Here is a 16,585-nt window from a genome sequence, read left to right as displayed (position 1 = left end):
CCGTGCGTCACCGGCTGTCAGTTTCCGGGTGGATGATCGGCACCTGCGGCGCGCAGGTGAGCGGCAGAAATCCCCGCAATCGCGGATCGTCCGCGACTTCGACCGCCCGCTTGTAGGGCGTGAATCCGGACCGCACGTAGAAGCTCACGGCGTCCGGGTGGTCGAGCGAGCAGGTATGGACAAAGAATCGCGTCACCGGGCGCGAAAAGGCCCGGCGGATCGCCTCATCCATCAGGAAGCGCCCGACGCCCCTGCCGGTCATCCCCGGCACCAGCCCGAAATACATCAGCTCCGCGTCCTCGCCGGCGCGAAAATCGAGCACGAGCAGTCCGAGATCGAGCCCGTCCTGTGCGAGGACTGAGGCCTCCACGTCCGGGTGAAGCAGCAGGCCAGCGATCTCGGAATCGTCCAGCACCGCATGACCGAACCAGAGCCAGGGATCGCCAATCTGCGAAAACAGCGCGCGATAGCGGGCAAGATCGGTCGTCAGGCGATCAAGCGCGTAGCCGCGCAGATCTGACCCTGCGGGCGTTGCCGGCGGTTCATGCATTTCCAGATAAGTGACGATGGACGCCACCTTGCCGGCCGGAATATCCGTATAGCCGTCGAGGTTCAGCGTGATCGGTGCCGGCGACGTCATAGGTGGTTCTCCGGGACGTTGCGAACGTGACACAAGGATGTCTCATGGCGAAAACGGAAGTGCAATCGGCCACAGGGATCGTGAGGCTCCACCCGGTGCCCGCCCAGGCGAAAAGGAGACAACGAATGAACCGTCTGACACTTATCTGCGGATTGGGCTTTCTGTGCCTGTCGGCCCCGGCCCCGGCGCTGGCCCAGCAGCCCAACCCGCATGCGGGCCATGGGGCCGCCCCTGCGGCTGCCGATAGCCCCTCGACCACCGCCTTTCAGGCGGCCAATGCACGCATGCATGCCGGGATGGCGATTCCGTTTAGCGGCGATGCGGATGTGGACTTCGCCCGCGGCATGATCCCTCACCACCAGGGCGCCGTCGACATGGCCAGGATCGAACTGGAGCACGGTAAGGATCCAGCGCTGAAGAAGCTGGCCCGTGAAATTGTCGCTGCGCAGGAGAAGGAAATTTCCTTCCTCCGGAATTGGCTGAAAGCGAAGGGCCTGTAGCGCGGCTGCGCGCTTTTCTGGTGGCCCCGCCCGGTTCCGGTTGCGCTTCGCGCGAAGGGCGCGGCTGTGAGCACGGGCGGGCGAGGGCTACCCCGCCCGGGCCGGTGGTTGCCCCTTGCAGAGCAGGTGAATTCTAGGCACACAAGAGCGACCGCAAGGGAGACCGACGGCGTCGATGAAAAATGTGCGTGAGTTTATCTGGCCCCTGATCGGGCTTGTCGCTGTCGTCGTCTCCTGTTGGCTTCTGTATCGCGAACTTCGTGGCCTTTCACTGGATGACGTATGGGAGAGCCTCACGGCTGTTCCCGGTCGGCGTTATGCTCTGGCCGGTCTCTCCACGCTCGTGGCCTACCTGGCGCTCGCCTGGTACGACCGGATCGCCTTGCTTCATCTCGGCGTCCGCCACATTTCCTGGCTGTTCGTCTCCGTCACGTCGTTCACGACCTATGCGCTTTCGCATAATATCGGCGCCTCCGTTTTCTCGGGCGCCGTCGTGCGCTACAGGGCCTATACTTCCAAGGGCTTGAGCGCGCCGCAGATCGCCGTGCTGGTGGCTTTGTGCTCATTCACCTTCGGTCTTGGCACGATCCTGCTTGGTGGCATCGTCCTCACGGTCGATCCGAGCCTGCTGCACCGGCTTGAGGACCTTCTCCCTGTCGCCCTGACCAATCCGGGCACCGCGCGGGTGGTGGGGATTCTCCTGCTGGGATTCGTTGCGCTCTACGTGATCGGCTCCATCCTTCACCTTCCGCCGATGACGATCCGCAAGGCAAAGCTCCAATACCCGCGTCCCGCCATCATGATCCGCCAGCTTCTGGCCGCGCCCCTGGAATTGCTCGGGGCGGCCGGGATCATCTACTTCGTCCTTCCCGCCCATCTGGAGCCCAGCTTCGTGGTGGTGCTGGCGGTCTTCCTGGCGTCCTTCTCGGCAGCGCTCGTCAGCCACGCGCCCGGCGGGCTCGGGGTGTTCGAGCTCGTCTTCCTCACCGCCATGCCTGACATTCCGAAGGCCGACGTCCTCGCAGCTTTGATCGTCTTCCGGCTGTTCTATCTGCTGATCCCCTTCGCGCTGTCGCTGATTGTTGTCGTACTGTTCGAACGCGCGCGCCTGGCTCAGGCCTGGCGGGGTCGGGTCTCGCCCGGCGACGGCCCGCTGCCGCCGTCACCGCGCGTCTGACCGTCGTCGTGACCGCTTTCTGGCGCCGTCTGGGGTTCGGACTATCAACGATTGCCGGGGGACGTTCGCGCGGCTTTTTCATTCCGTATCGCTACGCAGCGAGCGTCACGCCTCTTGATTACCCGGGCCTGGCGCCTCTCTTCGAGTCCGCACGCCCTCGCTTTGCCGCGACCTTGTCCCATATCGCCACCCTATCGGATGACCTGAGGGCGATTGCCGCCGGCGGCGGGCCGGCGCGCTTTGACCAGGACTGGTTTCCACGCCTCGATGCGGCGGCCGCCTACGCAATGGTGAGGACCCACAAGCCTCGCCGGATCGTGGAGATCGGGTCGGGGCATTCGACGCGGTTTCTCGCTCAGGCGGTGGCCGACGGGGGGCTGCCGACGACCATCACCTGCATCGATCCCGCCCCACGGGCGGCACTCGCCCGGTTGGCGGTACGCCACGTGCCGGTGTTGCTGCAGGATGCGGACCCGGCCATCGTTGAGTCGATGGAAGGCGGCGACGTCCTGTTTATCGATTCGAGCCATATCGCCATGCCTGGCACCGATGTGGACCGGCTTTTCCTCGACGTGCTTCCGCGCCTGCCCTCCGGTGCTCTCGTCCATGTCCACGACATCACCTTGCCGTTCGCCTATCCCGAGGCGTGGACCTGGCGCGCCTACAATGAGCAGATGATGGTCGGCGCTTTGCTTCAGGGCGGAGCGTACGAGCTAGTCTTCGCGAGCTATTTTGTCGCCCGCCACATGCTGGGCGTCGGCGCACCCGCGGTGCTGGCGGAGATTGCGCTGAAGGCAGGCGCCCTCGAGACGAGCCTCTGGCTCCGCAAGCTCTAGGCCATCGACAGATCGCGGCTTTGACCGGGTCCGGGCACTTGGAAACCGTCCTCGTCGTATTCGTTCAGCTTGTTGCGAAGGGTGCGGATGGAAATTCCGAGGATCCTGGCCGCATGTGTCCTGTTGCCCTTGAAGAAATCGAGCGTGTCGAGGATCAGGTGTCGCTCCACATCGGCCACGGTCTGCCCGACGAGCCGGATGCCTCTGCCGCTCGTCGTGCGGTCGGAGAGCGAAGTCTGAGACGCTGTATCGATGACGTGAGACAATGGACGACCCTACATGAAAGGCGGCGATGTCACGATTAGGCCTGGACATAGTTAGGAATAGCTTAACGGCAGGAACCCGCGCGTAAGACGTGAGCTTTTAAAAGCAGAAAAGCACCGCTCGATGCGAGCGATGCTTTTGCGCCGAGACGTTTGAGAACGCCGGTTACTGGCGGTATTGTTGGATCCGCGTGGTGCGCAGACCTGCAAGACCGTGCTGGTCTATGGAGAGCTGCCAGCTCAAGAATTCCTCTGTCGTCAACGTGTAGCGATGACAGGCCTCCTCCAGGCTAAGGAGCCCGCCGCGGACAGCGGCGACCACTTCGGCCTTGCGACGGATGACCCAGCGGCGAGTACTGGAAGGCGGTAGGTCAGCAATCGTTAAGGGACTGCCGTCGGGCCCAATGACATACTTGACCCTCGGGCGGTGGGGTTCGGTCATGATACGCTCACACAAAAATTCAACGACCTCGTAGAACCTCAAATTACATGGCCCGGCTTAATGTTTTCCTAAGCGCAAAGCTGAAATTACCAGCCCGCCCCGATTTCGCCATATTGGTTAAGGCGGTGTTGCTTTGCGTTGTTTCAGGCTCTGGAATTTTCCCGCGTCAAAGGGTATAGACGGCTCTTTGCTGCTTCCCGTGCGCCGCCTTGAACGGCGCCTCTGGATGGTGTGATGCTCAATTCTCTTGGTCTTCCTCGCGCGCCCGCGGACACACGGGTGGTCGTCGCCATGTCCGGTGGCGTCGATTCCTCCGTCGTCGCCGCTCTCCTCAAGCGGGAGGGCTATGACGTGCTGGGCATTACCCTGCAGCTCTACGACCATGGTGCTGCCGTGCATCGCAAAGGCGCCTGCTGCGCCGGGCAGGATATCCACGATGCGAGGCGGGTGGCGGAGGCCATCGGCATTCCCCATTATGTCCTCGACTATGAGGCGCGATTCCGCGCGGAAGTCATCGATCGTTTCACCCAGAGCTATCTCGATGGCGAGACACCGATTCCGTGCGTGGAGTGCAATCGCTCGATCAAGTTCCGGGATCTTCTCGATACCGCACGCGATCTGGGCGCCGATATCCTGGCCACGGGCCATTATGTGGCGAGCCGAGGGTTGCCCGACGGGCGCCGCGCCTTGCATCGGGCGGCCGATCCTGATCGCGACCAGAGCTATTTTCTATATGCCACGACCCCGGAGCAGCTGAATCTTCTGCGATTCCCGTTGGGCGAATTGCCCAAGGACGACACGCGGGCGCTCGCCCGTGAGTTCGGCCTGACCGTGGCCGAGAAGGCCGACAGCCAGGACATCTGCTTTGTCACCCAGGGTCGCTACAGCGATGTCATCGAGCGGTTGAAGCCCGGTGCCGTGCACGGGGGCGAGATCGTTCATCTCGACGGCCGCGTGCTGGGCCGTCATACGGGAATTATCCACTACACGATCGGCCAGCGCAAAGGCCTCGGCGTTTCGGCCGGCGAACCGCTCTACGTGATCAGGCTCGATGCCAAGGCTGCGCGGGTGGTGGTTGGCCCCCGCGAGGCGCTGGCGACCCGGCTGATCAGAATGACGGATGTGAACTGGCTCGGCGACATTCCGCTTGAGGCCGTGTCCGAGACGGGAATGGAGGTAGCGGTGCGTGTTCGCTCCACCCGCGAGCCGCGTCCGGCGACGTTGCGGCAGGATGCGACCGGCCTCTTGGTCGAACTGGCCTTGTCCGAGGACGGCGTCTCGCCCGGTCAAGCCTGTGTCATCTATGAGAGCGATGATCCGCGGGCACGGGTTCTCGGGGGGGGGACGATCGCCCGCGCGATGGCCGAGGCCGCACCGGCCGCAGCCTGACCTTTTTTGACGGTTTCCAGACTTTGTTGTTCGAATGTTATCCAAATCGCGCGATTTGTTTTGGCGCGCGGGCCGGCCAACCGGTATTGCGAGGCCGGATCATGCCTAGGAACGCTCCATGACGGATGGACAGACCACAGCCCTCATGCGCAAAGCCTACGCGCGATGGGCTCCAATTTATGATGTCGTCTACGACAAGCTGACCGAGCCGGCGGCGCGTGCGGCCGTCGACGCCGCCGTCGCCTGCGGCCCTCGGGTGCTCGAGGCCGGTGTGGGCACGGGCCTGTCGCTGGGCTATTATCCGAGCCACGCCGAGGTTTTCGGTGTCGACCTGTCTGAGGACATGCTCCGCCGCGCCCAGGCCAAGGTCGATTCCCGGGGCCTTTCTCACGTGAAGTCCCTCCAGGTCATGGATGTCACGCGGCTGAGTTTTCCCGACGAGTCCTTCGATGCAGTCACAGCGCAGTTCATCATCACGCTGGTTCCGGAGCCGGAAACGGCGTTGTCGGAATTTGCCCGCGTTCTGAAGCCGGGCGGAGAGATCGTTCTGGCGAACCATTTCGGGCAGCCGGCAGGCCCGGTCGCGGCGCTCGAAGAGCTGGCGGCGCCGCTGGTAAAGGCCATCGGCTGGAGCTCCGCCTTCAAAGCCTCACGGGTCGAAGCCTGGGCGCGCAGCACCGGAATCATGGAAGTCGTCGCCCTGCAATCGTTGTTCCCGGCCGGTTTCTTCAAGCTCATGAGACTTCGCAAGACAAACTGACCTCGCAAGACCTGGAGCGGCGCCGAACGACCTTTGACGCGGCCCCATTCACGGACCTTGAAAATCTCCGCGGGCCAGTGTATATGACATTCATCAAATACGACCGGGTTCTCAAACCAAGGTCTTTTCGATAATCGCCCGTTGGTTCGATATTCAATCAAGAATAAAGAATTGTGCGACCCGGTCGATTTTTCATCAAGCGCTTCTGGACGGCCACGATGTCATCGGATTGACGTCGACCGATGTGACAACCCGAAGCGACTGACGCACCCATGTCTTTCCTGAAAACCGCGCGAGTCGGCGACCCGCCGATCCGGCTTTCAGTTTTCAATCATTCGGCGCAGCGCCCTCCGCGGCAGCGCCCCTTTAGAAAAGCCTATGACGATGCAATTTCATTTCACACCGCGCGCCGGGAGCAACTCCTGGGCGACTGGATTTACGCTGGCCGGCATCTGGACTCAGGATTTCGGCCCCAAGCGGGATATCAGCCATCTTCTCGACTGCACCTACCTCTATCATTCTGCCCGGGAGCTTCAGTGGCATCTGGCAGATCGGTTTGGTCTGCAGGCGGATACCGTGGAACTGACCCCCGTCTGTTGAGCCCAAACCGGACTCCGGCGGCCGCGATCCATCAGGAAGGGACATCCCATGCAGATCTTCATGTTCATCTCTCAGTCGAAGGACGATCTCCATGCCTTCGCCGGCGATGAGACAGGAAGTCGCCTGCCGGCGAAGTTCGGTCCCTGGGGGCTGACGGGCAGCCTGCATGCCCGCGCAGCCCCACCCCATCGCTTTCCCCGGCGGGCGATCGAAGAAGCCATCGCCACCGAGGGATTTCAGCTCTGGCGCACCAAAACCAAGGGCTGACGCAGCGCTCCGGTACGCCGCCCGGGCCTCGCGCCCGCACGGCGTCTGGCGGGCTGGACACGGCACCGCCAACCGCTGACGGTTTCACCCACGCCTCAGGGCAGAAAACCTGTCGGCGCATTCTTGACAGGGATGCAGAACTTTCCCTATATCGCGCCTCTGACGCGGGGTGACCCGTTCCTGGGGCGGAGTAGCTCAGCTGGTCAGAGCAGAGGAATCATAATCCTTGTGTCGGGGGTTCAAATCCCTCCTCCGCTACCAACAATCCGCCCGTTGCGATTCCCCTGATGCCGGCCGTACAGGCTTTGGGCCTGACGCGGAACTCCAGGTTGCTGCCGGGACGCCTTCTCGATGCTGCCATCTTTCGCGCTCTGCTCGGTCGATCAGCAAGCTTCGAGTGGGACATGTGCCTTTCCTTCCTGTGGTGACAGGAAATCTTCGATTGCCTTGGCGACATCTGCGCTCCGTTCGATCGGCAGCATGTGAGTCTCGCCCTCGAAGAGCGCGAGCCGCGCACCCGGAATCAACTTCGCGGTTTCTTCGAACACATGTGCGCCGAAGAACTGGTCGGCGGTGCCGCCGATGACGAGTGTCGGCGCAAGAATGTGCCTGGCAATCTCCGGGTGACGCAGAAAATCCTCTGAGAAGAGGCTGCCGTAAGCCTGCCGGATGATGGTCGGATCTTTGCACTGCGCTGATAGCCGCGCACCCTCCGTCCAGAGCCGGGCCCGCGCCAGCCAATCGAACCACGGTCGCCGGAACAGCAGAACATTGCCTGCCATCAGCGAACGAAGATCTCCCCGATCAAGCGCCGCGAACTGCCGCTGCATGGCCTCCCAGCCGTGCCACGAGAAACGGTGGCCGCTGACCAGAAGGACGAGGCGATCAAGCCTCTCGGGGTGGTTGGCGGCAAGGTGTTGGGCAACAAACCCCCCGAATGAGAGTCCCATCACGACGTCCGCGCGTCCGATTTCAGAACCGATCAGTGCCGCTGCATCCTGCGCGATCGTATCGAGGGTGTAGGCGGTCGGTGGAACGTCCTCATAGCCGACCAGCGTCATGCGGAAATCCGGAGGCAGAAGGCGGCGGATCTGCCGGACGTAGCGCTCCCGGTCTGGCGATTGACCGATGCGCCTGATGAGGGCGGTTCCGCCGAGGAGAATCACCGCGTGCCGGGGCCCGGAACCGCTTCTGATGTAGGGGATCTTTCCCGCGAAGAGGCCGCTCTCGACGCCGTCTGCTTCGGCCGCGGATTCACTCCGCCGCGACACAGCCATGATGGCGGCCGCTGCAGTGAGCGCTGTCACGAAACCAACGACAAGTACCGTGACCATACTCAGAAATCCTCATCGGTTAACCGCGATGATAACAGAATACCATTTCATTGTGTTCGGCAACCTTCCGCCAGAGTCTCGCCGCCTGTCCTCGGGCCTCGGCTTTCCGCAACGGCCGTCATGGATCTGCGGACACGCACAATCACATTCTCCTGTCCCTCGTCCGCCAATCGCGATAAGAAATTTATCTCTCTTCAAGGCAGTCGCAAACCCGGCGGGAGAAGGACTGATTTCCTCCAGTATTGCGTCAGGATCGCTCTTTGCATGTCCATGTGAGAAAAGCTGGCTGGACTGGTCGTGAGGCGATGGGCTCTCTGCGCCGTCGGATTCTGCCGCGGTCGGCCAGGCTGCCGGCCATTGTCCTGGGCATCATCCTGGTGACCCTCGGGGCAACCATCGTGGGCTTTACCTTCAGCACGGAGACGCAGCGCGCCCTGTCGGCCATTCGGGCTCAGAACCGCGATGTGCGCGTCCTCCAGCTGGCCCTGCTGGACCTCGAAACGGGCGCGCGCGGTTTTGTGCTGTCGTCGCGCATGGACTATCTCCAGCCCTACAACGATGGCCTGAAAACACTGGACGGCGCGAAGGCGACGTTGGCGACGCTTGATCGTTTTGTGGCGAGTTCCCCCGGCGCTGTTCCCGGCACCCGCACCTTCTCCGCCCTGGTGGCGCACCTGAGAGCCGAGATCGCCACGATGGTCGCCGGCGCGCAAAGGGGTGGCGCCGAGGTGACAGGGCCGCGTGTCGGTCTCGACAGCACCAAGGTGACGATGGATGTGCTGCGCGAATACATCGTCGATTTCCTCACGATTGGCACCGACAGCGCCAACGCTGCCGAGGAGGACCTGGCGGGGATGCAGAAACTGCTGCTCCTTCTCCAGATCGTGAGCGGCGGGACCATTCTGGCGGCCTTGGTCTTTGCATTTCGCGGCACAGCCCGTGAATCCCGCGCGCGCGCGGTAGCGGTTACCCAGGCTGTCGGCAGCCGAGAACAGGTCGAGCATCTGTTCGCCATGACCGATATGCTCCAGAGTGCCACCGGCTACGACGATGCCAATGCGGTCCTTCGGGCGACCGTGCGGCGGCTTCTTCCCAACTTTGGCGGAGCGCTCTACATCTTCAACAATTCCGGCGACCGCCTCGATCTTTCAACCGCATGGGGCCCCGGCGAGGCCGATCCTGCGGCCCCGAAGGTGATCACGCCGTCCCAATGCTGGGCGTTGAAACGCGGCAAGCCACACCTCAATCTTGGCCACGAAGGCGCATTACGGTGCGGCCATGCACTGGGTGACCAGAGCGCGCTCGAGATTCCGATGCTGGCTCGCGGCGAGGTTTATGGCCTGCTCCAGATCTTCAGTCCCAACCTGACCGGCACCGACCTCGACGCGATCCGCCCCCTCGCCATTGCCATTGCGGACAGCATGTCCCTTGCCCTGTCGAGCATTGCGCTGCGTGAAAGACTGCGCAACCAGGCCCTGCGCGATCCGCTGACCGGGCTCTACAATCGGCGTTTCATGGAGGAGGTGCTGGAAAGCTTTGCCGTGCAGGCCGAGCGGCGTCAGTCGCCCCTCTCGGCCATCATGATCGACCTCGACCATTTCAAGAAGCTCAACGACACCCACGGTCACGCGGCCGGCGACACTGTGCTGCGCGACGTGGCGGGGGTGATCATGGCCTCGCTCCGCAAGAGCGACATTGCGTGTCGCTACGGAGGAGAGGAATTGATCATCCTCCTCCCGGACAGCGACCTTGAGACTGCATTGGCCAAGGCGGAAACGGTTCGGATCCGGATTGCTGAACTGTCCCCGAGCGAGGGTGTGGCCGTGAGTGCGTCACTCGGCGTGGCTTCGATCCCCGAGACATCATCAACCACGGAGGAGCTGACTGCGATGGCCGATGAGGCGTTGTACAAGGCCAAGCAACGCGGGCGAAACAACGTGGTATCGGCCCTGCGCAAAGGGGCAATCGGCCGGTTCGTGGAGCTGCAATAGGGGGGCTCCCGCAAGCTGTGCTTTCAGGGCGCCTTCGACCCAGGCTTTCCTGATGAGAGAGGGAACTAAAATAACGAATAAAGGTTGATGTCATATAATCGAAACAACTATAGGTCTTTCGTTATGAACGAATTCGATCAAAGCCTGACAGTTTCCGAATTTGATCCCGCTACGGATGCTCTTGCGCATGTGATGCGTTGGGTCGGGCTAGTGGCAGGAATCGGCATCTTTGCCTGGGCGCTTGCCGCGGCCACCGTCTAAGGGACGTGCGAACGTTCTTTTGGGGACCGGATCGCGTGGGCCGTGGCGGCCCGTAAGACCTCTCCGCGACAGCTCACGGACAGTGAGACAGTCTGCCACGATCACAAGTGAGCCCGATAGCGGGCCGTTTTGCCTCCAATCCACCGAGCACACACAGCTAAACGTGATGATTCATGCGCTTGCCGCTTGTGAGCGCTGCATGAGTTGGTATCGTCGCGGTGCATGGTTGTCTCGCCACCGCTGATACCCCCGTGCACCCGTCCAGTCGTCCTGCTCTCGTTGCCAGCCCGCATCTTTCGCGCGCAGGGACGACCGAGAGACGGCAGGCGACGTCAGAAACGCTTCTCTCGGGAGACATTGGATGTCCAAACCGCCGATTGGCACGCGCCGGTCCACCGACCCGCGTCAGGCAGCGGAAGCAGCCTTCAAGAAAGCAACGACCAAGCCGGTGGAGTTGCCGCCGAAAGCTGCCGTTATTCCTGGCACCCGCGAGATGGTCTCGCTCCGGATCGACCGTGAAGTGCTCGACTTCTTCCAGGAGGGTGGCCCGGGCTGGCAGGACAGGATCAACGACGCGCTCAAGAAGGCAGCGGGCAAATAGCCGACTGACCCGATCCGCGACGTGAGCCCGAGGATAGAGACTTACTGACAGATCCGATAGCGGTCGCTCGATCCGTGCATCATCGTATCGACGTGAAGATGGTCCGCATGTGACGCGTCAGATCCCGGACCAAGCACCGTCGTGAACCACCCGCAGGCTGCCCGCCGCACCGCATCGAGGGCTGCCTGCTGCTGCCCATGCCCGTTTGGCTTGACCGGCATCTTGCTGCCGTCTGCGAGTTCGAGGCTCGCGATATCAATGGCCAGACCTTCAGCGTGCGCTGACAGCTTTCCCGATGGGAGACGGTTGCGGTTCCGACACTCAAATCCCGGTCCGGTCTGAACGGCAACGAGGTCGCTCTTGAGCGAGCCGAGCACGGTCGGAGCAACCAGAGTCCCCAGCCAGTTTCCAAACGTCTCGCCGAACGGGCACGACAAGATGGGTTCCGCCGGAAGACGAAGCGCCTTCTCGCCGCGGCCCGGCACGGGGATCGCCCGGATACGGATCGGTTGATCGATCCGGCAATTGTCATTCTTGGAGGCGGGCGTTTCGGCCGTCTCGACATCGAACCCAGCAGCCTTCAAACGCAACAGACACTCATTCGTCGCGACAGGCTTTTGCGGCTCTGCAACCTCCGGCGCTTTCGCCGGCGGGGCGGGACTGGGTGCAACGGCTGGAGCAGGCGGCACCTCAACAGGCCGAGCGGGGGGCAGTGGAGGATAAGGTTCTGCGAAGGACATGCCCGCGAAACCCATGAGGCCCGCAGCAATGATGATGGCCGACATCGTCCCGCCGTGCCATCTGGCGGACGCTTCCTGCTGCGCCGAGTTCTGCTTCGTGCTTCGTCTCATGAAACGTCAACGCAGATGGAAGCGAAAGGAGCCGCGCGTCGGCAAAGAAGTGTATCAGGGGCGATCGCGCAGCAATGCTGGTGGCAATGGGTTTCAAATGAGTGCGGGCCGGACGCCGTAGTCAGCGGCCGTCGGGTGTGCTTTTCTCTGCGCGCGGGGGGAGACATACAACGTGAGAAAGATCGCCACGAGCCAAGTAACAGCATTCGCCCTTGCTGTCCTTTTCGCGACCGACGCGTGCGCGCAGGACGCGGATCTCGCGAAGAAACTGACCAACCCGGTGGCCAGTCTGGTCTCGGTGCCATTCCAGTTCAACTATGATGGCAGGATCGGTCCGGGAAGCGACGGTGGCCGCACCACGCTCAACATCCAACCCGTCATCCCGTTTTCGATCACCACCGAGTGGAACATCATCTCACGAACGATTCTTCCCGTGATATCGCAGTGGGATATTGCCCCCCGGTCCGGCCGACAATTCGGTTTGGGCGATACGACTCAGAGCCTGTTCGTCTCGCCGGCCGCGCCCGGCGAGAGCGGAATTATCTGGGGCGTCGGACCGGTCGGGCGTCTTCCGACCGCAACCGAGAATCTTCTTGGCGGCAACCGGTGGGGTTTGGGCCCGACAGCAGTCGTCCTCAAACAGAGCGGCGGATGGACAATCGGCGCCCTTGCCAACCACATCTGGTCCGTCGGCGGTGCGACACGCAGCGGGGCCGGCCCCGTCAACGCGACATTCCTGCAGCCGTTCATCTCCTACACGACGGCCGATGCCTGGACTTTCACGCTCAACACCGAGTCGACCTATGATTGGGCGAACGACAAGCTGACCGTTCCCATCAATGCCATGGTGGCAAAGCTCATCAAGGTCGGCGATCAGCCGATCAGTCTTTTTGCAGGTGCGCGCTATTATGCGCTGTCGCCGGAATCCGGACCGAAGGGTCTTGGCTTGCGGGCCGGCATCACCTTCCTGTTCCCGAAATAGTTTGTCGGTCGCAGTTCAGCGCCCGATGGCGTAGGCCTGCATGAGGCGTGGGGTTGCCGCGCCGTGCAGCACGCCGTCCGGATCGCGACTGGCTGCAACGAGTCGGCCGACGGTCCATTCCGGCAAAACATCCACGTCGTGGCCCCGTGCGCGAAGGTCGTCGAGAACGTCAGGGCCGAAATTCGCCTCCGCTCCCAGATGCCCGGGCTTCTGCTCGCGTGGATGGAACGATGAGGGGAAATGCGCCGTGTGGGCCATGGGAAGATCGATGGCCTCCTGCAGATTGAGTCCGTGATGCACGTGGCGGAGAAAGAGGAAGAGCTGCCACTGTTCCTGCTGGTCGCCGCCCGGTGTGCCAAACACCATGTAGGGCTCGCCGTCCTTCTCCGCGAGCGATGGGGTGAGCGTCGTCCGCGGGCGTTTGCCCGGTTCCAGTGACGCAGGCAGTCCTTCCTCGAGCCAGAACATCTGCGCGCGGGAATTCAGCATGAAGCCGAGCTCCGGAATGACCGGCGACGATTGCAGCCACCCGCCGGACGGCATGGCGGCAATCATGTTGCCGTGCCGGTCCACGACATCCACGTGAACGGTGTCGCCCCTGCGGGCCGATCGCATCGAGGCCATTGTCGGCTCGCTGCCGGTGACCGTGCGGTCTGTCGTCGACAACGCGCGCAAAGCAGAAAGCGCGCGGTCGACCTGGTCCTCGAAGCCGGCGACACGGCCGGGACGCATCGCGAGCGAGGCCTTCTCGCCGATGAGTTTGCGGCGCTCGACCGCATACGCTTCCGACAACAAGGTGTCGATGGGCACGTCGACGAAATCAGGGTCGCCGTAATAGGCCTCGCGATCAGCGAAGGCGAGTTTGAGAGCCTCGATCACGGTGTGGACGAAGGGCGCGCTTGTTGGCCCCATCGCGGCAATATCGAAGCCCTTCAGGAGGGCGAGGGTCTGCAGGAAGACCGGTCCCTGTCCCCAGGCCCGGGTCTTGTTCACGCGGTAATTATGGTAGTCATAGGTCTGTGGCGCCTCATAGCTGGCTTGCCAGGAGGCCATATCGTCGCCGGTGATCACGCCGCGATGGCGCTCTCCGCTTTGGTCCATCACGGCTTGATTGCGCGAAAACCGGTCGATCGCCTCAGCCACAAATCCCTTATAGAAGGCGGCCCGCGCGGCTTCGATCTCGGCCTCGCGGTTGCGTCCCGGTGCTTCGGCTTCTCGCAGGATACGCTTCCACGTCGCCGCCAACGCCTCGTTGCGAAAGAGCTTGCGGGGTTTGGGAACCTCTCCGCCGGGCAGATAGATGGCGGCCGAACTCGGCCACTCTGTCTCGAAGAAGAGTTTCAGGTCCCTGATCGAATCCGAGACGCGGGGTAATAGAGGGTGGCCGTTCTCGGCGTAGTGGATGGCAGGTTCGAGAATGTCACGCAGGCGCATGCTGCCGTGGTCGCGCAACAACAGCATCCAAGCGTCGAACGCGCCAGGAATGACCGTGGACAGCAGGCCATTACCCGGAATGAGCGTGAGGCCCTCGCCGCGGTAATGCGCGATCGTTGCGCCAGCGGGCGCTGTGCCCTGTCCGCACAGGACTTCGACCTTTCGGGTCTTGGCGGAGTAGAAGACGGCCGGCACTTCACCCGCGGGGCCGACGAGATGGGGCTCGACAACCTGCAGAACGAACCCGGTCGCGACGCAGGCGTCGAAAGCATTGCCGCCACGCTCGAGCATCGCCATGCCGGCGGCAGAGCCGAGCCAGTGCGTCGAGGTGACGACGCCGAATGTTCCGAGAATTTCAGGCCGTGTGGTGAACATGAACGCTATCCGGAATTGAGGTCAGTTTTCGCGTGGGTCGAGCGCATCGCGCAGCCCATCGCCAAACAGGTTGAAGCCCAGGACAATGAGGAAGATCGCGGAGCCGGGAAAGATCGACATCCAAGGGGCCTGGGTCATGAAGTTCTTGGCTGTGTTGAGCATCGATCCCCATGACGGGTTCGGCGGCTGCTGGCCGAGACCGAGGAACGACAGGCTTGCTTCAGCGATGATCGCGGTCGCGACCGTGAGCGTTGCCTGAACGAGGATCGGCGGCAGGACGTTTGGCAGGATGTAGCGCAGGATGATCCAGAAATTTGGGAGACCGATGGCGCGCGCGCCCTCCACGTAATCCTCGGCCTTGATGGTCAGAACCTGTCCGCGCGTCAGGCGCACGAAGATGGGCATCGCAGAGAGACCGATGGCGATCATCGCATTGGTGAGACTGGGGCCCAGGAAGGCCGCAAGCGCGATGGCGAAGATCAGGAACGGGATGGCCAGCATGGCCTCTGTCGACCGGGAGATCACGGCGTCTGTCCAGCCGCCGAAATAGCCGGAGATCAAGCCGAAGGGGACGCCCAGCAGAACTGCGATCGCCACCGACACGACGCCCGCCAGCAACGACGCCCGCGCGCCGATGACCATGCGGGAAAACACATCCCGCCCCAATTCGTCCGTGCCGAACCAGTAGAGCGCCGAGGGTGCCTTGCGGATCGCCGCAAAGCTCGGCTTGATCGGGTCATGCGTGGCAAGCAGCGGCGCCGCGATGGCCACGAGAACGAAGAAAAGCACCAGGGCTGCGCCAAAAATCGCCCCGCGGTTGCGCAGAAACTTGGAGAGAATGCGCCCTCGCTTCTTCGGCAGGGCAACGTCTTCCGCGATGGCGAGCGTCATTGTGCATGCCTCAGGCGTGGGTTGACGAGAACATAGAGAACATCCGCCAGCAGGTTCATGACGATGAAGCCCACGGCGGTGCAGAGCACGACCCCCTGGACGACGGCGTAATCCCGATTGAAGACGGCATCGACCACGAGTTTTCCAAAGCCTGGTATCGTGAAGATCTGCTCGGTGAGCACGGCGCCGGCCAGCAATTCGCCAAACAGGAGCGTCGACAGGGTGATGATGGGAATGAGCGCATTGCGCAGAGCGTGTTTCAAGATGATCACGCGGGACAACAGGCCCTTCGCGCGGGCTGTGCGGATGTAATCCGACCGCAGCACCCCCAGCATGGCGCTACGGGTGTGGCGCATGAGGCTTGCGGCAAGACCGGTGCCAAGCACGAAGGCCGGCATGATCATCGTCTTGATGTTGAGCCACAGGTCTTCGCTGGGCGGGACGAAGCCCGAGGCAGGGAGCAGCTGCCAGCGCACTGACACCAGCATGATAAGAAGAATACCGAGCCAGAAATTCGGGATCGAGAGCCCGGAGAGCGCCACCACGTTGGCCGCGTAATCGACCGCGGTGCCCTTCCTGACGGCGGAGATGACCCCTGCCGGGATTCCGATCGCGAGTGCGATGATCATGGCGAAGATGGCAAGCTCGAGCGTCACCGGCAACTTGCCCAGAATCAGGGTGAGAACGGGGATGTCGGTGCGGAGCGAGATGCCGAGATTGCCCTGCAGGACCTGGCCGATCCACGCGAAATACTGCAGCGGGATGGGATCGTCGAGACGATATTTCTCACGCAGAAATGCGAGGACCTGCGGATCGCGTTCTTCGCCTGCCATGGTCAGGACCGGGTCGCCCGGCAGGAGTTGCTGCAGGGTGAAGACCAGCACCGATACGATGATGATCGTCGGGATGGCGATCAGGATGCGTCTGGCGATGAAGCGGAGCATGAGCGGGTGCGATCTGCTTTTCGAGGGATTGGACGCGTCCGCAAAAA

The 16,585-nt window shown here is 62.6% G+C and carries 18 protein-coding genes, 1 tRNA gene and 1 pseudogene; 12 read left to right on the top strand and 8 right to left on the bottom strand.

What is annotated here, in order from left to right:
- Positions 1-7: 7 nt before the first annotated feature.
- Positions 8-640 (bottom strand): GNAT family N-acetyltransferase, encoded by a 633-nt coding sequence (locus J4G32_RS05945; RefSeq protein WP_210485182.1) that lies wholly within the window; start codon positions 638-640, stop codon positions 8-10.
- A 125-nt stretch (positions 641-765) separates the two neighbouring features.
- Between J4G32_RS05945 and copM the strand changes: the two genes are divergently transcribed.
- From copM to J4G32_RS05930, 3 genes are all read left to right on the top strand, one after another.
- Positions 766-1,140: a CopM family metallochaperone gene (gene copM / locus J4G32_RS05940; RefSeq protein WP_210485181.1), complete on the top strand. Its 375-nt coding sequence runs from the start codon at positions 766-768 to the stop codon at positions 1,138-1,140.
- Positions 1,141-1,315: 175 nt separating this feature from the next.
- The gene (locus J4G32_RS05935) at positions 1,316-2,317 is read left to right on the top strand and encodes a lysylphosphatidylglycerol synthase domain-containing protein (protein ID WP_210485180.1); all 1,002 of its coding nucleotides are present in this window, start codon (positions 1,316-1,318) and stop codon (positions 2,315-2,317) included.
- An 8-nt stretch (positions 2,318-2,325) separates the two neighbouring features.
- A complete protein-coding gene (locus J4G32_RS05930; protein WP_210485179.1) occupies positions 2,326-3,153 on the top strand; it encodes a class I SAM-dependent methyltransferase in 828 nt (275 codons plus the stop codon).
- On the opposite strand, the pseudogene J4G32_RS05925 reads toward J4G32_RS05930, so the two are convergent.
- Positions 3,150-3,347, bottom strand: a pseudogene (locus J4G32_RS05925) (helix-turn-helix domain-containing protein); the annotation flags it as partial. The gene J4G32_RS05930 and the pseudogene J4G32_RS05925 overlap by 4 nt on opposite strands.
- Positions 3,348-3,582: 235 nt before the next feature.
- Entirely contained in the window at positions 3,583-3,858 is a 276-nt protein-coding gene (gene sciP / locus J4G32_RS05920) for a CtrA inhibitor SciP (RefSeq protein ID WP_210485177.1), read from the bottom strand.
- A gap of 234 nt (positions 3,859-4,092) precedes the next feature.
- Here sciP and mnmA point away from each other — a divergent pair, with 234 nt between their 5' ends.
- The 5 genes from mnmA (at position 4,093) to J4G32_RS05895 (ending at position 7,135) form a co-directional block, all read left to right on the top strand.
- A complete protein-coding gene (gene mnmA / locus J4G32_RS05915; protein WP_210485176.1) occupies positions 4,093-5,247 on the top strand; it encodes a tRNA 2-thiouridine(34) synthase MnmA in 1,155 nt (384 codons plus the stop codon).
- Positions 5,248-5,365: 118 nt separating this feature from the next.
- Positions 5,366-6,007: a class I SAM-dependent methyltransferase gene (locus J4G32_RS05910; protein WP_210485175.1), complete on the top strand. Its 642-nt coding sequence runs from the start codon at positions 5,366-5,368 to the stop codon at positions 6,005-6,007.
- A 378-nt stretch (positions 6,008-6,385) separates the two neighbouring features.
- Positions 6,386-6,607: a hypothetical protein gene (locus J4G32_RS05905; RefSeq protein WP_210485553.1), complete on the top strand. Its 222-nt coding sequence runs from the start codon at positions 6,386-6,388 to the stop codon at positions 6,605-6,607.
- 48 nt (positions 6,608-6,655) lie between these two features.
- A complete protein-coding gene (locus J4G32_RS05900) occupies positions 6,656-6,874 on the top strand; it encodes a hypothetical protein (RefSeq protein ID WP_210485174.1) in 219 nt (72 codons plus the stop codon).
- A gap of 184 nt (positions 6,875-7,058) precedes the next feature.
- Positions 7,059-7,135 (top strand) — tRNA-Met (locus J4G32_RS05895).
- A 122-nt stretch (positions 7,136-7,257) separates the two neighbouring features.
- Here J4G32_RS05895 and J4G32_RS05890 read toward each other — a convergent pair.
- Positions 7,258-8,208: an alpha/beta fold hydrolase gene (locus tag J4G32_RS05890; protein ID WP_210485173.1), complete on the bottom strand. Its 951-nt coding sequence runs from the start codon at positions 8,206-8,208 to the stop codon at positions 7,258-7,260.
- A 305-nt stretch (positions 8,209-8,513) separates the two neighbouring features.
- On the opposite strand from J4G32_RS05890, the gene J4G32_RS05885 reads away from it, so the two are divergent.
- The 3 genes from J4G32_RS05885 to J4G32_RS05875 all read left to right on the top strand — a co-directional run bounded on the left by J4G32_RS05885 (position 8,514) and on the right by J4G32_RS05875 (position 11,061).
- On the top strand, positions 8,514-10,199 hold the full coding sequence (locus tag J4G32_RS05885) for a diguanylate cyclase (protein ID WP_210485172.1): 1,686 nt from the start codon (positions 8,514-8,516) through the stop codon (positions 10,197-10,199).
- Between the two features lie 123 nt (positions 10,200-10,322).
- Positions 10,323-10,460, top strand: a complete 138-nt coding sequence (locus J4G32_RS05880; protein WP_210485171.1) for a hypothetical protein — start codon at positions 10,323-10,325, stop codon at positions 10,458-10,460.
- Positions 10,461-10,821: 361 nt separating this feature from the next.
- Positions 10,822-11,061 carry a BrnA antitoxin family protein gene (locus J4G32_RS05875; protein ID WP_210485170.1) on the top strand — a complete coding sequence of 80 codons (240 nt, stop codon included), beginning with the start codon at positions 10,822-10,824 and terminating at the stop codon, positions 11,059-11,061.
- A gap of 41 nt (positions 11,062-11,102) precedes the next feature.
- Here the strand turns inward: J4G32_RS05875 and J4G32_RS05870 are convergent, their stop codons facing one another.
- A complete protein-coding gene (locus J4G32_RS05870) occupies positions 11,103-11,651 on the bottom strand; it encodes an extensin-like domain-containing protein (protein WP_210485169.1) in 549 nt (182 codons plus the stop codon).
- Between the two features lie 433 nt (positions 11,652-12,084).
- On the opposite strand from J4G32_RS05870, the gene J4G32_RS05865 reads away from it, so the two are divergent.
- Positions 12,085-12,894 (top strand): transporter, encoded by an 810-nt coding sequence (locus tag J4G32_RS05865; protein ID WP_210485168.1) that lies wholly within the window; start codon positions 12,085-12,087, stop codon positions 12,892-12,894.
- A 15-nt stretch (positions 12,895-12,909) separates the two neighbouring features.
- Here the strand turns inward: J4G32_RS05865 and J4G32_RS05860 are convergent, their stop codons facing one another.
- The 3 genes from J4G32_RS05860 to J4G32_RS05850 are packed head-to-tail and all read right to left on the bottom strand — an operon-like array spanning position 12,910 to position 16,538.
- Complete coding sequence (locus J4G32_RS05860) at positions 12,910-14,703, bottom strand: gamma-glutamyltransferase family protein (RefSeq protein ID WP_210485167.1); 1,794 nt, start codon at positions 14,701-14,703, stop codon at positions 12,910-12,912.
- 21 nt (positions 14,704-14,724) lie between these two features.
- Positions 14,725-15,594 (bottom strand): ABC transporter permease, encoded by an 870-nt coding sequence (locus J4G32_RS05855; RefSeq protein ID WP_210485166.1) that lies wholly within the window; start codon positions 15,592-15,594, stop codon positions 14,725-14,727.
- Positions 15,591-16,538 (bottom strand): ABC transporter permease, encoded by a 948-nt coding sequence (locus tag J4G32_RS05850; protein WP_210485165.1) that lies wholly within the window; start codon positions 16,536-16,538, stop codon positions 15,591-15,593. Before J4G32_RS05850 ends, J4G32_RS05855 begins: the two co-directional genes overlap by 4 nt.
- Positions 16,539-16,585 lie beyond the last annotated feature (47 nt).

Origin of the sequence: Microvirga antarctica (assembly GCF_017921815.1) — a bacterium.
Classification (GTDB): Bacteria; Pseudomonadota; Alphaproteobacteria; order Rhizobiales; family Beijerinckiaceae; genus Microvirga; species Microvirga antarctica.
The sequence above is the reverse complement of the archived record's forward strand: the minus strand, read 5'-3'. Positions and strand labels throughout refer to the sequence as shown.

Coding starts and splice junctions, on each gene's coding strand:
- J4G32_RS05905 (WP_210485553.1), top strand. CDS start 6,386: ATGACGATGCAATTTCATTTCACACCGCGCGCCGGGAGCAACTCCTGG.
- J4G32_RS05850 (WP_210485165.1), bottom strand. CDS start 16,538: ATGCTCCGCTTCATCGCCAGACGCATCCTGATCGCCATCCCGACGATC.
- J4G32_RS05935 (WP_210485180.1), top strand. CDS start 1,316: ATGAAAAATGTGCGTGAGTTTATCTGGCCCCTGATCGGGCTTGTCGCT.
- J4G32_RS05875 (WP_210485170.1), top strand. CDS start 10,822: ATGTCCAAACCGCCGATTGGCACGCGCCGGTCCACCGACCCGCGTCAG.
- J4G32_RS05885 (WP_210485172.1), top strand. CDS start 8,514: ATGGGCTCTCTGCGCCGTCGGATTCTGCCGCGGTCGGCCAGGCTGCCG.
- J4G32_RS05945 (WP_210485182.1), bottom strand. CDS start 640: ATGACGTCGCCGGCACCGATCACGCTGAACCTCGACGGCTATACGGAT.
- J4G32_RS05890 (WP_210485173.1), bottom strand. CDS start 8,208: ATGGTCACGGTACTTGTCGTTGGTTTCGTGACAGCGCTCACTGCAGCG.
- J4G32_RS05855 (WP_210485166.1), bottom strand. CDS start 15,594: ATGACGCTCGCCATCGCGGAAGACGTTGCCCTGCCGAAGAAGCGAGGG.
- J4G32_RS05860 (WP_210485167.1), bottom strand. CDS start 14,703: ATGTTCACCACACGGCCTGAAATTCTCGGAACATTCGGCGTCGTCACC.
- J4G32_RS05910 (WP_210485175.1), top strand. CDS start 5,366: ATGACGGATGGACAGACCACAGCCCTCATGCGCAAAGCCTACGCGCGA.
- J4G32_RS05900 (WP_210485174.1), top strand. CDS start 6,656: ATGCAGATCTTCATGTTCATCTCTCAGTCGAAGGACGATCTCCATGCC.
- mnmA (WP_210485176.1), top strand. CDS start 4,093: ATGCTCAATTCTCTTGGTCTTCCTCGCGCGCCCGCGGACACACGGGTG.
- J4G32_RS05880 (WP_210485171.1), top strand. CDS start 10,323: ATGAACGAATTCGATCAAAGCCTGACAGTTTCCGAATTTGATCCCGCT.
- copM (WP_210485181.1), top strand. CDS start 766: ATGAACCGTCTGACACTTATCTGCGGATTGGGCTTTCTGTGCCTGTCG.
- sciP (WP_210485177.1), bottom strand. CDS start 3,858: ATGACCGAACCCCACCGCCCGAGGGTCAAGTATGTCATTGGGCCCGAC.